The organism is Ciceribacter thiooxidans (genome assembly GCF_014126615.1).
Classification (GTDB): domain Bacteria; phylum Pseudomonadota; class Alphaproteobacteria; order Rhizobiales; family Rhizobiaceae; genus Allorhizobium; species Allorhizobium thiooxidans.
Map to the genome: position 1 here is coordinate 1,367,862 of NZ_CP059897.1, position 14,198 is coordinate 1,382,059.

Annotated in this window: 10 protein-coding genes and 1 pseudogene; 1 reads left to right on the plus strand and 10 read right to left on the minus strand. The window is 63.4% G+C overall.

The genetic code is table 11. The annotated features are described in order from the left end of the window. Nucleotides 1-6: 6 nt before the first annotated feature. The 7 genes and pseudogenes from H4I97_RS24420 to pglB form a co-directional block, all read right to left on the minus strand. The gene (locus tag H4I97_RS24420) at nt 7-1,062 is read right to left on the minus strand and encodes an ABC transporter permease (protein ID WP_244658919.1); all 1,056 of its coding nucleotides are present in this window, start codon (nt 1,060-1,062) and stop codon (nt 7-9) included. Nucleotides 1,063-1,177: 115 nt separating this feature from the next. Continuing rightward, nucleotides 1,178-2,164, minus strand: coding sequence for an ABC transporter permease (locus tag H4I97_RS24425; RefSeq protein WP_182308268.1), 987 nt, complete (start codon nt 2,162-2,164; stop codon nt 1,178-1,180). A 142-nt stretch (nt 2,165-2,306) separates the two neighbouring features. Next, nucleotides 2,307-4,118 carry an ABC transporter substrate-binding protein gene (locus H4I97_RS24430; protein ID WP_244658854.1) on the minus strand — a complete coding sequence of 604 codons (1,812 nt, stop codon included), beginning with the start codon at nt 4,116-4,118 and terminating at the stop codon, nt 2,307-2,309. Between the two features lie 204 nt (nt 4,119-4,322). Beyond that, complete coding sequence (locus H4I97_RS24435) at nt 4,323-5,384, minus strand: LacI family DNA-binding transcriptional regulator (protein ID WP_378143946.1); 1,062 nt, start codon at nt 5,382-5,384, stop codon at nt 4,323-4,325. A 3-nt stretch (nt 5,385-5,387) separates the two neighbouring features. Then, the gene (locus H4I97_RS24440; protein WP_182308270.1) at nt 5,388-6,626 is read right to left on the minus strand and encodes a CehA/McbA family metallohydrolase; all 1,239 of its coding nucleotides are present in this window, start codon (nt 6,624-6,626) and stop codon (nt 5,388-5,390) included. 3 nt (nt 6,627-6,629) lie between these two features. Further along, on the minus strand, nt 6,630-9,695 hold the full coding sequence (locus H4I97_RS24445) for an alpha-mannosidase (RefSeq protein WP_182308271.1): 3,066 nt from the start codon (nt 9,693-9,695) through the stop codon (nt 6,630-6,632). A gap of 39 nt (nt 9,696-9,734) precedes the next feature. Continuing rightward, a pseudogene (gene pglB / locus H4I97_RS24450) lies at nt 9,735-11,056 on the minus strand (polygalacturonase PglB). A 219-nt stretch (nt 11,057-11,275) separates the two neighbouring features. Between pglB and H4I97_RS24455 the strand changes: the two are divergent. Beyond that, nucleotides 11,276-12,253, plus strand: a complete 978-nt coding sequence (locus tag H4I97_RS24455) for an ROK family protein (RefSeq protein ID WP_182308272.1) — start codon at nt 11,276-11,278, stop codon at nt 12,251-12,253. A 36-nt stretch (nt 12,254-12,289) separates the two neighbouring features. Here the strand turns inward: H4I97_RS24455 and H4I97_RS24460 are convergent, their stop codons facing one another. The 3 genes from H4I97_RS24460 to H4I97_RS24470 all read right to left on the minus strand — a co-directional run bounded on the left by H4I97_RS24460 (nt 12,290) and on the right by H4I97_RS24470 (nt 14,151). Beyond that, a complete protein-coding gene (locus H4I97_RS24460) occupies nt 12,290-13,336 on the minus strand; it encodes a YeeE/YedE family protein (protein WP_182308273.1) in 1,047 nt (348 codons plus the stop codon). Between the two features lie 21 nt (nt 13,337-13,357). Continuing rightward, a complete protein-coding gene (locus H4I97_RS24465; RefSeq protein WP_182309065.1) occupies nt 13,358-13,681 on the minus strand; it encodes an ArsR/SmtB family transcription factor in 324 nt (107 codons plus the stop codon). 182 nt (nt 13,682-13,863) lie between these two features. Beyond that, on the minus strand, nt 13,864-14,151 hold the full coding sequence (locus tag H4I97_RS24470) for a thioredoxin family protein (protein WP_342344143.1): 288 nt from the start codon (nt 14,149-14,151) through the stop codon (nt 13,864-13,866). Between the last annotated feature and the right edge of the window lie 47 nt (nt 14,152-14,198).

Consider the following 14,198-nt stretch of genomic DNA (forward strand, 5'->3'; position numbering starts at 1 on the left):
CCTCCGTCAATGACCATAGGGATCGGCCGCGTCACGCAGGCCGTCGCCGATGAAATTGAAGGCGAGCACCACGAGAACGACCGCTGCACCCGGCGCGAGAAGCCACGGCGCGAGCGAAATGGTGCGCAGGTTCTGGGCGTCCTGCAGCAGCACGCCCCAGCTGACCACCGGTGGACGAAGTCCGAGGCCGAGAAAGCTGAGCGCCGTCTCGCCGAGGATCATCTCCGGGATGGCGAGCGTGACGGCCGCGATGATGTAGCTGGTCATGGCCGGGAGCATGTGCCGAGTGACGATGCGATACTCCGAGGCGCCCGCGAGCCGGGCCGCCATGACGTAGTCTTCTGATTTCAGCGACAGGAAACGGCCGCGCACGACCCTCGCGAGATGTGTCCAGCCGATCAGCGACAGGATGATGGTGATCAGCACGTAGACGAACAGAGGATCCCAGCTGATCGGCAGCGCGGCGGCGAGCCCCATCCACAGCGGAATGGTCGGGATCGACCGGATGAATTCCATCAGCCGCTGGATCGCTGCATCGATCCACCCGCCGTAATAACCGGAGACGGCACCGAGCGCGAGACCGAGGACAAAGGAGAAGGCGACGCCGATCAGCCCGGCGGAAAGCGTCACGCGGGCACCATAGAGAAGGCGACTGAAGAGGTCGCGTCCGAGGGAATCCGTTCCGAGCAGATTGATCTTCTGCCGACGGTCGTCGATCCCAAAGAAATGCAGCTTCGTCTCGAGGAGGCCGAGGAACCGATAGGGCTCCCCTTCAACGAAGAAGCGGATCGGCAGGACCTTGCTTCGATCCTCCGCGTAGATCACCCGCGCCGTCTCCGGGTCGCGGGACCGTTTCAGCGCATAGACGAAGGGGCGCTGCAAGCGCCCTTCATGCAGGACGCGAACCACGCTCGGCGGCGTGAAGGTATTGATGCGATTGATCGTGTTCGGCACGTAAGGCGACATGAAGTCGGCAAAGACTGCCAGAAAGCCGAGGCAGAGCATGAAGACGAGCGAGACGACTGCGAGCCTGTGCTGGCGGAAACGCCACCAGACGAGCATCCAGGGCTTGGCGGTATAGCTCGCGTCGGCCTTGACCTCGTCCACAGCCGCAAGGGGCGGAGACTCGATGAGTATGTCTGTCGTGGGATAGGTGCCGGTATCGGTCATTTGCGCCTCATGAGAACCGGATGCGCGGATCGGACAGCGCCAGCAGAATGTCGGAGAGCAGCGTGCCAATGACTGTAAAGACGCTCAGGATCAGGATGAAACTGCCGGCCAGATACATGTCCTGCATCTTGAGCGCCTGCAGGAGAAGTGGACCGGTCGTCGGCAGGTTGAGCACCACAGCCGTGATCACGTCGCCGGAAAAGAGGGCCGGCAGTGCCCAGCCGACGGTGGAGATGAACGGATTGAGGGCGATACGGACCGGGTAGCGCCATACGACCGTGCGCTCGCCGAAACCCTGCGCATAGGCGGTTTCCACATAGGGCTTGCGCAGCTCGTCCAGCATGTTCGCCCGCATGACGCGGATCAGCCCCGCCGCCCCGCCCGTCGCCAGGACGAGCAACGGGATCCAGATATGCGAGAGCATGTTGACGATCTTAGGAAGGTCCCAGGGCTGTCCTTCGAACTGCGGGGATACGAGCCCGCCGACGTCGAGATTCAGCCAGATATAGGTCATCCACATGAGAACCAGCGCCAACAGGAAATCCGGAATGCCCTTGCCGAGAAAGCCGAAGACGGTGAACACGTAGTCGAACACCGAATACTGACGCGTCGCGGAATAGACGCCGACGGGAATGGCGATCAGCCAGGTGAAGACCATGCTGAGCGTGGAGATGAGCAGCGTGAGACCGAGGCGTTCCCAGATGAGATCGCCGACGGCCGCATTCCATTCGAGCGAACGTCCGAAGTCGCCATGAAGGACGATGTTGGAAATCCATCGCCAGTATTGGACCAGCAGCGGGTCGTTAAGCCCGTACCGGGCCCGCATCAGCGCTTCTTCGGTTTCACTGATGAAGTCGCCGCTGTTTCGGAGCTGGGCGGCATAGGCCGTCACGAAGTCACCCGGCGGCAGCTGGATGATCACGAACGAGATGAACGAGACGAAGATCAATGTGGGGATCGCCCACATCGAGCGCGCGACGATGTATTTGAGCACGACGCCAACCTCCTGTTCCCGATAGCTCCGCCCCGTGACCACTCTCCGGGTGTTGAGCGGAAACCGGGCCTCTCAACGGCGGGAGAGAGACCGCCGGCGTGTCAACGCCGGCGGCTTGCCATGATCTCCCGCGACCGGACGGCTACTGCGCCATCCACATCTGCTGCGTGGCACCGAGACCGATGCCGCGGGTGATGTCATCCTCGATCAGGTCGTCGGGGAAGTTCTTGAAGTTGTCCTTCACCACCGAGATGGCCGGCAATTCTCCGACGACACCAATGACCCAGCCTTGTGTGACGAAGGTCTTGATCAGATCGTTCAGCGCTGCATCCGCCTCCTTGCGGTCGGCAGCCTTGGCGGCCTTGTCCCAATCGGCAAAGAGCGTGCGGATCGGATGGTCCGCCGGCGGCTCGATGCCGGAAGCCCCTTTGGTCGTGTACCAGATGTAGTACTGGTGGGCGTAGGAATCGTTGCCCATCATGATGCGCGGGTCGGCCGCGACGACAGACAGGCGATCGAACGGATACCATTGCATCTGGAACTCGTTGTTGTCGCGATCAGCGTCCCACTGGGTACGGTCGATGATCCGCGGCAGCAGCTCGACGCCGATATCCTTGTAGTTCGCCGCGACGACTTCCATGGTCTTCGGGCCGTTCGAATGCTCTATCTCCACCACGATCGACAAACGTTTGCCGTCGGGACGGAGACGGAAACCTTCATCGTCGCGCTTGTCGAGGCCAACCCCGTCGAGAAGCGCGTTCGCCTTGTCCGGATCGTATTCGGCCCAGTGCGTTTCCAGTTCCGGATCGAAGTTCGGCGACCCGGACACGGGCGAGGCCTGGCGCGCTTCCGCAAGGCCCGAAAAGATCAGTTCGTTCACTGTCTCGCGGTCGATTGCGACGCTCAGCGCCTCGCGGAAATCGGAGGTTTCGAACAGGCCGCGCAACACCTCGTCCTTGACGTTGAGGTTCGGCACGAGCGACCACGTCTGCGCCTGCGTCCAGCGGTGGACCTTGTAGCCGCCCTTCGCCTCGTTCTCCTTGTAGAAGGTGAAGTCCTGCGGCTCGACATAGCGCATCTGCATGTCGATCTGCCCCTGGACGATCATCAGGTTGAAGGCTTCCTGATCGCTGAACAGCTTGTGCGAGATGCGATCGATATAGGGCAGCTGGTTACCGGCCTGGTCGACGGCATAGTAGTAGGGGTTGCGCACCATGGTGACGACGTCGCCTGGGGCGGGCTTCTCGATTTTCCACGCGGTGATCACCGGCAGATCCGGGTTTTGCCACCAGGCCGTCGCGGCGCCCTTCGAGCCCCAGAGATCCGTCCATTTCTCGACGCCGAACTTCAAGGCTGCCGCCGTCAGCTCGTCCTCGGAGGCATACTTGTTGTTGAATTGCTTCAGATAATGCTTCGGAAATAGGAAGCTCGGACGGTCGAGACTCGGATCGCCGGTGGAGTCCTTCGCCAGAATCTCGAGAAAATAGACATAGGGTTCCTCGAACTTCACCTTGAAGGTCTGCTCGTCGACGATCTCGAGCTGCATCGGCTTGCCGCCCGGCGCCAGCGTCTGGTCTATCGAAGCGAGAAGGTCCTTGTTCATGAAGACGTCTTCATACCAGAAGCGGACGTCCTCGGTGGTGACGGGCTCACCGTCTGACCACTTGAGACCCTTGAGCAGGGTGAAGGTGAATTCGCGCGAATCCGCGCTGACCGAATAGGATGAAATATAACCCGGCACGAGTTCCAGCGGCCCGCCCGGCTTCTGCGACCACTTGACGACGCGCTCCTCCATCAGCTTCGTCGGCCCCCAGCGGTCGCCCGGCCCTTTGTAGGCGCGCTGCCAGTTACCGCCGTACTTGCCGACTTCTGCAGCCTGCAGAACCGTGGGCTTTTCCGGGAGACGCTGCTCGACCGGAGGCAGCTTGCCCGCCTTCACCTGCTCGGCCAGCATTGGCGACTCCTGGAATGCGAAGGCCGACCCCGCGAGGCACGTTGCCATCAATACGCCAAGAGAAGGCGCGAAAATATTTTCGTTGAAAAACATGCCAACCTCCCAGTTCAGCAAACGGAGCCGCGATCCCTCTGTTTCCTCGCGATATCGCCGTATTTCGGACGATCATGTATCGACATCCAAAAATCAAGCTTAAAAATATTTTCACAGACTCGATAAAGCCGAGCCGCCACTCTCGCGCTCGATCAAGCGACAGCCGAGTTCGATCCTCGCCGCCGGCTGGTCGCGCCCCGCGCCCGACAGCCTCTGCTCTAGCGTCTGGACGGTCGCTGCTGCCAGGGCGTCGAGCGGCACCCTGACCGTCGTCAGCGATGGCTGCGTAAGATCGCCCGGCGCCACACCGTCGAAGCCGACGACGGCGATTTCGGCCGGGATGCGGAAGCCGAGCGCCTGAAGTTCGGTGAGCGCACCGATCGCGAGATTGTCGGCGGCACAGAAGACGGCGGTAAATCCGTCAAGACCACCCCGCTCGGCCACGAAGGTGCGCAGGGCCTCACGTGCATGCTCAGGTTCATAGCCCTTCGCATAGAGAACCTCTCCGAGATCGACCGGCAACTCATGTTGGAGATAGGCGTCATGAAAGCCGTCGAGCCGGCGCATGATCGTGCTGCGACCGCGCCAGGTCAGGTGCAGTATCCGTCGGTGGCCTTTTGAAAGCAGCCATTCCGTCGCGAGCCGGGCACCGTAGCGGTTGGCCGGAGCGACCGTGTCGATGCTCATCGTCGGATCCTCGCCGTTCAGGAGAACGACGGCGATGTCGCTGCCGGCAAGCCCCTTCAGCAGTTTCGGATTGTCGTCGAAAACGACGGCAATCGCTTCCGCTTCCGCGGCGCGCGCGCCCGCAAGAATCTCGGCGGCGTTGAGCTGTGGCGCGCCATTATGAGCGACGATACGGATGCCGCGCCGCTCGCATTCCCGCGAAAGCGCCGTCAGCAGCGTCCATGACACGAGATTGATGTCGTTGTGCGGCAGGTTGCCGGGCGGAACCGCGAGATAGAGCGAACTGAGCGAGGCGATGGCGCCCTTGCGCTGGCGCTTCGCGAGGTAGCCGAGCTTCCGCGCCACTTCCAGCACCCGCACGCGCACCTCCTGCGAAATCGGTGCGGTACCGTTCAGGACATGGGAAACCGTGCTGAGTGCGACGCCGGCCTCCCGCGACACATCCTTGATGCCGATCTTGCGTTCCGGTCGTCTTTCCAGGGGCACGCATTATTCTCCATAGAACGGATTGGTGAAAAGTCTCGGTTCCTTATCATGCCAGACCTCGTAACGCACGAAGCGCCCGGAAAACCGCTGGTCGAGGCGGAGCGTCGGACCGTCACCGGCCGGCACCACCTCCACGACACCGGCCTCGGTCACTCGACGGATTTCGTCGCCCACCGAGAGGCCGGTGAAGGTCACGGAAATCTCCCGCCCGGCAGCAACCTGCGAACCGAAGTCCGGCATATCGTCCGTGGAAGGTTTTGCCATCGTCTCATCGGGCGCAAAGGCGACCACGTTACGGCCCGCCCGCACGGCGGCGAGGATGTCGGACACGGACATCCCCTCCACGCAGAGCCGGTTGGCCGGCCGCCCGTGACGCCTGCGGTTCTTCAGATGAAAGTCGCTGCCGCCGGTCGCCGGAACGCGCCGGCCGGAGGTTAGCAATTCCTGCCAGAAGGCGAGGCCCTGTTCGTTCATCACCGACCAGTTGCCGTTCCAGATTTCGAGCGCGTCGAAGGCAACGTCGAAACCCGATTGCCAGCGCCCACCGGCCGAATTCTGGAAAGGGTGGTTGATGACGATGGTCGCTCCGTTGGCGCGCGCCTCGACCATCTTCTCGGCAACGTCACGGGGCGAACGGCAGCGCCAGTCCACGACCGGACGCGGAAGGCCGAGAAAGTTCGTGTGACCCCAGTAGGAGGTAAGTTCCATCGCCGGAATGACGAGAATGCCGGGATCGTCCGGCCGGATATCATTCTGTGTGACGGTGTTGTGGTCGGTGATCGCCAGGAAGTCGAGAGAGGAGGCGCGTGCACGGTGGATCGCGTCGAGCACGGTCACGCCGCCGTCGGAGTGCTCCGAATGGCTATGCAATTCCCCGACGAGCCAGCGCCGCCGGCGGCCGACCAGGCGGATCTCCACGTCGACCTTGCAGTTCGGTCCGATCTTCACGATGCCCAGCACGACATGCCAGGCACCCGCAAGCGGCCCCGGCTCGTATCCCGGCGTCGCCCGATCCTCCTCCAGCGTGATGTGGCCGCGTTCGGCGCCCGTCCAGCCGCGCATGAGGCCGTTGCGGGCAACACCGAGGTCGATGACGCTGCCACCACCACCGAAGGGAAAGTGATAGCTCACCTCGATCCGTTCGACGTCCGACCCGACCTCGAACGGAATTTCGACGAAGGATTTCTCACCATCCGGGAAGTGGTCGATGGTGGCGGAGATCACGCGGTTTTGTGCGGACATAGATCAACCTCTCAGCATTAGCGTGACAATCTCAAAGGGGGCGAACGCAAGCGTCAGCGCGCCGTCTTCGAGTGCGAGGGGCCGCCCGTCTCGTTCCAGGAGGTCGGCCAGTTCCGCAGTCCTGATTGCCGGATCGACCATGATCCATGCGGTACGGCGCGCACCTGTCACCTCCCACAGACGAACGATGATGGCGCCGCCCTCCTCCGCCTGCTTCACGGCCTCAACCGCAATGCCGGGCGTCTCGACTGATAGAAGCGGCGGCGGAGTTTCGCCCCCCTCTCCGCCCTTGATCAGCCGCAGCGGCAGATTGAAGTCCTCCGCCGCCTCGTGCACCGCCAGCTTGTCGCCGTCGTGGACCATCACCGCGTAACGGAACCGGTGTTGGCCCTGATCCGCCTCTGGCCAGGGATAGGTCGGCGAGCGCAAGAGCGTCAGGCGGATATCCGTACCTTTCGCGTCGTAGCCGTATTTGCAGTCGTTGAGCAAAGCGACGCCGAAGTCCGCCTCGCCAACATCGATCCAGCGCTGCATCGAGCATTCAAACCGCGCGCGGTCCCAGGAGGTGTTCCGGTGGCTCGCGCGGCGGACATGGCCGAACTGGATTTCCGCATCCACGGCGGCCGTATTGAGATCGAGCGGGAAGGCCGCCTTCACCAGCGTGTTGTGCTCGTGCCAGTCAATGAGGCAATCAATCTCCACCTGCCGCGCTCCCTCCTCGAGCGAGACGACCTGCACGATCCGTGAGGATTCGTAGCGCCATTCGAAGCGAACGGCCGCCCGAAGCGGTCCGCGCTCCACCACCTCGGCACCGACGAGCGCATCAATCTCGAAGACCTGGTCCTCGAAATCGGAATCGATGTCCCAGGCGTCGAACTGGGCGGGCATGTCGCGGAAAGCCTGCAGCCGGTTGCCGACGCGGCCGGGCTTCAAGACCTCGCGTCCGGCCTTCCTATCGAGGATTGACGCGATCCGGCCGGCATCGTCAAAGCGCACGGACAGACGTTCGTTCTCGATATGCCGCTCCGAGACGGAGAGCGCGCCGGCCGGCACATGCACGCCAGGTCCGGCGAGATCGACCACGGCAAGTGCCGGAACGGCCGGCACCAACAGGCCGTAGGCCTCTCCACCATCGGCGAGAACAAGCGTCTGCTCTTGCGGACGACCGAATGGCTCCGGAGAGACGACCAGACCGCCGCGGGGACGTCCCGCCACGTTGAAAAGTGCCTTGCTGCCCGCAGGCGCGAGCCTCGCCGCAAGCTGTGCCGTCAACGCACGCGCCTGAGCGAAGAACGCGGCATAATCCGCATCACTGTCCTCATAGACAGCGCCGATGGACGAGCCCGGCAGGATGTCGTGGAACTGGTTGAGCAGCACGATGTCCCAGAGCGCCCGGAGTTCTTCGGCAGGATAGGCTTCTCCGCGGTTGTGCGCGGCAAGTACGGCAAGGGTCTCGATCTCACGGAGCGCCGTTTCGGCGAGCCGGTTGTTGCGCTTGTTCTTTGCGACGGAGGTCAGCGTGCCGCGGTGGAACTCGGCGTAGAGTTCGCCCACCCAGATCGGGTATCGCTCCGGCTCGCCCTTCATCCGCGTAAGCAGCCGTTCGAAAAAGGGTCGCATTGGCGCATGGACGACCCTCGGGCAGCCGGGAATGCCGCGCTCCATGCGGCGAATGTTGTGCAACATTTCGCGGGTCGGGCCGCCGCCGCCGTCCCCATGGCCGTAGACCAGGAAGAGTTCCTTGCTGAGGTCCTGTTGGCCGTGCCGGCGCCATGTGCCCATCACATGCGTCGGCTTCAGGTTCGGGCAGTAGGTCGTGCCGATGCTCTTCGAATCGTACGGCTGCGTCGTCAGGAAGTAGGCCGTGACCGTGGAGCCGTCGATGCCCTGCCAGAACAGCGTCTCATCCGGCATGCGGTTTGTGTCGTTCCAGGAGAGCTTGTGGGTGACGAAGGTGTCGAGGCCGGACTTCGCCATGAGTTGCGGTAACGAGGCCGAATAGCCGAACGTATCCGGCAACCAGATCATGCGCGGCCGCACACCGAAGGTTTGCTCATGGTAACGGATGCCGTGGAGGATCTGCCGGACCAGGGCTTCTCCTCCGGCGATATTGACATCGGGTTCGAGCCACAGCGCTCCCTCGATCTCGAAGCGGCCGGAGCGGACCTCTGTCGCGATGCGTTCGAAGAGTTCCGGATAGTCCTCACCGAGATAGTCGAGCAGGACGCACTGGTTGTACATGAAGCGGTAGTCGGGAAACTCCTCCATGAGCGTCAGTGCAGTCGCCATCGAGCGGGCCATCTTCTGGCGCGTCTCGCGGACGCGCCAGAGCCAGGCGACGTCGATATGGGTGTGTCCCGTTGCCACAATCGTCGGCTTCGCCTCGAAGTCGCCGGCCGCGTAGATCTGCGCCGCAGCCGCTTTGGCCGCAGCAACGGAGGCCCTGAAGCGGGTGGGGTTCCCCGGCCTGAGGTCGACCATGTCGATGGCCGCGCCGATGGCGTTGAGGATGAAATGTCGTCGCGGGTCGTCCTCGGCGAGCAAGCGCGCCACGTCGAGGGGCACCTTGAGGTCGTAATAGAGATCCTCGACCACGAGATCGTGCGCAAAGAGCGCGCAGGCGAAACCGAGCTGGCGGCGATCCTCGATCGTGCCGGCCTCGATCAGGATGTCGAACTGTTCTCCGGCGCGGCCGCTCTGCGTCAGAAGGAATTCGCGATGGTTGCCATCGACGCCCTGTCGGACACGGCCGTCGACACGGACCAGGCATTGCGGGTCGCTACGTCCCATGACGTTGCCGAAGGCTGCCTCCACCCGGCAGATGATGCGCCTGCCCTCGGCAGCGCCCGGCAGCACGGCCGTTCCGCCGAACCAGTAATAACCGTCCGGTTCGCCCCAGACGAGATTGCGGTCGACAGCCAACCAATCCCTTCTGTCGGAGGCAACCATCGCCGCGCGGTCTGCCGCGGTCGCCGGGGCGAAGACGAGCGGCACCTCGACGCCGAGCGGCAAAAAAATTCGCTCCGCGAGATGGGTAAGCAGGTTGTCGAGCTTTCGGACTGCCTTCATGAACGCGGCCCCTCCTCCCGGACCATCAGGTGCATCGGATCAGGACCACACACTCGGCTCGTTCTCACGAATGACGATGGCCTCGGCATTCCATCCGGCGGGAAGCGGCGACGGCCGGTCGAAGGACACCTCTTCCACGACGAGGTTCTCGACGCTGGAGGAAAAGAGCGCGGGCATCCCGTCCGGGTAAGCCACCAGGCCGACCACCTCTCCATCGGCATTCTTGACCCAGGCATTCGCACGACCGGCCGCATCCGGAGACGGCGCGAGATCGAAATGCGTCGGTCGCATGTCGTAGCGATGCCCGCGCAATGGCCCGTCGACCTGACGGACAGCGATACGCGTGAGGCGCACGTCACCGATACCTGATCTCCCGTCCGCGACAAGATTGATGGCGCCTTCCATCGAGCCCCTTACGTCCTCGAACACGACCCTCTCGATGCGCCCGGCCGGACGCGTGCCGCGCCGACGGTCGACGATATTGACTGTGATCGCCTCCCCGAACCCCAGAAGCCGTCGGGAGTTTCGTGAGCCTCGAGATCTATTCGCCTGAAGACCACGTCTCGGATGCGCCCTCCGTCCCGCGAAAAGATGCCGATCGCACGGTTGGAGCGCCTTACCTCACAATCGAAGAAGGAGACGTCCTCGACATCGCCATGCGTCTCCGTGCCGATCTTCAGGGCGCAACTACGGCTTTCGATGCTGGATCGTTCGACGACGATGTTGCAGCAGCGCCCGACCGGCCGGCCGTCGGGCCGCTGGCTGGCCTTGAGCACGACCCCGTCGTCGGCGGTCGCGATATCACAACCGCGCACCAGCACGTCCTCGCAGGCATCGATCACGATGCCGTCGGTGTTCGGCATCTCGCGATCGTTGTCGATCGACACGTCTTCGACGCGCACGCGCCGGCAATCGACGAGATGGATGGTCCACATCGGCGAGGCATGCACGGAAAAGTCTTCCAGCACGACGTCCGTACAGGCCTGCAGCACCAGGACGCGCGGCCTCCGCTTCGCCGGGATGTGTGTGCCCATGTCGTCGAGACGGCCGGTGATGAAATCGGGGCCGGGCGCCTCGATGCGTCCCCGCCCGCCGATGCGGATGCCGGTCGCATCCGTCGCAAGCATCATGGCGGCGTTGGAGTCCTCCGCCGTCACTTCGACATGATTGGAAAGGTAGGCTTCGTATTCGGGTACAAAGCGTAACACCGCATCTTCGCCGAGCCGAAAATCGAGCCCGGAGGGCAGACGCAGGGCGCCGGAGAGATGCTCACCGGCACCTAGCTCCAATAGGACGCCGCTCACGGCCGCCACGTCGATCGCCTGCTGCAGGGCAATCGTGCAGTCGCCGGAGATCGGCATGAATATTTTTTTATCTTCTACCACAGATCGTCCCTCCTCGCCACCCCAGCTTCGATCACGGGAGCGGCTCAATCTATCCATTTTTCCAGTGAATCATCAAGAGGAGACGGAGAGCTCGCGACATTTTCCGGGGAACGCGTTTGTCAAATATCAGTTGAAATATTTTTGTTCACCTGCGATGGAGGAGCATAGTCAGAGCGACGACTTGAGGGTCCGAGCATGGTGAAGAAACAGGCGGCCGCCGGCCCGGAAGCCGCAAGGTCCGACGGGACGCTGCATCGACGTGAAGACCGGCCGACCCACGTCGTGGGCATAGACCTCGGCGGGACGAAAATTCTCGCCGGCATCGCCGATCATCAAGGAACGATACTCGCCACCATTAACGAGCCGACCCGCCACGGCCCCGATGCGCCCGTGCTGGCGCAACTGGCCGACGTCGTCCATCGGCTCGCGGCGGAGATCGGCGTTGCGCTCGACCGCATCGCCCATGTCCAGGTCGGCGTGCCGAGCGCCGTCTCTCCGGCAACGGATCTCGCCTCGCTCTCCCCCAATCTGGCGCTTCCGGAAGACCGGCCGCTGGCCGCAATGATCGCTTCCCGCCTTCCCTCACCGGTGACCGTCGACAACGACGTCAACCTCGCCGCCTTTGCGGAGGCGGGCCGGGGTGCCGGCAAGGACAAAGGCTCGCTCGCCTTCATCTCCTTCGGCACCGGCGTCGGCATGGGACTTGTCGTCAGCGGTGAGATTGTCCGCGGCGAACATGGCCGCGCCGGCGAGATCGCCCTGCTACCCTTCGGCGTGGACGTGCACACGCGCGCGCCATCGACCGAGAATGGGCTTTTCGAAGACGCAGTAGGGACACCAGGTATTCGCAAGCGCTTCCATCTCGGGGAGACGACCGTCGCCGAACTGTTCGAGAAAGCGATGTCCGGCGACCAGGAGGCCCGCGCCGCCATCGACGCCGTCGCCCGTGACGCCTCGGTCGGTGTCGCGTCAGTCTTCAGCCTGATCGATCCGGCCGTCGCCGTGATCGGTGGCGGCATCGGCAGTCATCCGCTGTTCTTCGAGAGCCTGAAGCGGCATCTGATGCCGCTTCTTCCCTTCCCCTGCCCGCTGGAGCCGAGCTCCTTCGGACCGCGTGCCGGGATGATCGGAGCCGTCGCGCTCGCGCTACGCCATGCCAGGGCCGCCTCCTAACCTGAAGAGGCGCGAGAATGTCATCTCAGCCCGGCATCAAATCCTCTGGAAACCGCCGATCAGCTGGCGCAACCCGAACAAGGCGCCGACGACGATGCATGCCAGTGTGACGGGTCCCGACCACGCCAGCACGGCAACACCCGAGACGCCCTGCCCGATGGAACAGCCCATGGCGACGACCCCGCCGATGCCCATGAGTGCGGCGCCCCCGACCTGCCGCCCCAGTTCCCGCGGATCTTCGCAGGCTTCCCAGACGAATGTGCCCTTGATGCTGGAGCCGATGAAGGCGCCGAGAATGACGCCGGCCACGGAGCCGACGGAAAAGGTGATCCCGCCGGCCGTTGAGGTCATCAGATAGATCAGGGTCCGGCCGATCGGCGCCGTGAAGGACGGCCCCTCCGGCGCAACGGCACCGAGGCTGATGTCTTCGAGATAGGACGTGCCTGCAAAGCACCAGGTCACGGCAATGCCGGCAGCGACGCCCCAGGCCAGCATATGCCAGTCCTTGCGAAGGCGCTCGTTGGAAAGCGCCCAGACAAGGCAGCCTACCGCGGTGACCACGATTGTCACCGCCGCCGGAATGCCGAGAAACGCCTGGAGATCGTGGACAATGCCCTGGGGACCGGTCGCCTCGGGCTGAGGAAACAGCAGTGTTCGCAGCGGCGCGAGCGGACCGGAAAGAGCGACGAATCCAACGATTCCCATCACGACCACGAGAACGAGCGAACGCACGTCCCCGCCGCCGAAGCGCGCCAGGGCGCCGAATCCGCAATTGCCCGCAAGCGCCATGCCGTAGCCGAAAAGCAGGCCACCGACGATCGAGGCGAAAGGATTCCACACGAAGGCGTGATAGAGCGTTCCCTCAAGGTTGATCAGCCCCGCCCAGGCGCCGAGCTGCGTCCCGAGAATTGCGACGCCGATGACGATCCCCCACAACCGGAGACGCTTCTGGTCACCGCCATAGACGGCGGACTCCAGCGCAGCCAGCGTGCAAAGCCCCCCGAGGCGCCAACCCAGCCCCAGGACGAGGCCGCCACCGAGGCCGACGAGCGCCGCCAGAAACCCGACCGGTAGTGTTTCCATTGCTCTTCCTCCCCGAAGAGATCAGATGTCTGCTGCTTCCCTGAAAAGGTCTGCCAGAAAGATGATGGCTGCCCGGGCTTTGGCGTCGCGGATCGAATAGAAGATCGCATTGCCGTCCCGGCGAGCCGCGACGAGCCCTTCCAGCCTGAGACGCGCGAGCTGCTGACTGACGACAGCCTGGCGGGCGGAAAGCAGGTTTTCCAGTTCTGTCACGCTCTTGGGACCATCGACCAGGTGACACAGGATGGTCAGCCGGCCATCGTGCCCCAACGCCTTCAGGAACTTAGACACGCTATCGGCGCGATCGATCAGCTTCTCCAACGCGCCCTCCCCTGGCGCTGGCATGGCCACCTTGTTCACGTCCTTCACATCCCTTCGGGTGAACGCGCTTCGAACCGATGCGATTGCGCGCGTCCGCGGTGCCCGAGCAGACGCAACAGATTGCCGCGACAGGCTGTCTTCGGGCACGTGGATACTGTGCCTCAGCCTCGTATACTGCCTCACGGACGATCCGGACAGGGTATTTTTCACTTTGTCACCGCCGCGTCGGCCTCGCCAATCAGGCCGTCCAGCAAAGCCCAAAAGAAGTCTTCACCGGGGTATCCTTCGATTCGCCCCTTCTCCACGCCGTCGATGACAAGGACGAAGGTGGGCGTAAAGACTGGCGATCTGGCAATGGTCAGATCCGGCGGCAATTTGCCGTGGAGATCGAGGCGGCGAAGCGGCGCAAGGCGGCCCTCGCGGGTCTTGGGATATTCCGGCGCCACCTCTTCGTTCCAGCGAGCGCAATAGATGCAGCCGGCCTGCTCGAACATCAACAGTTCCATGGCCGCGTCCGCCGGCAGAGCAGGCAGAAGAAGAA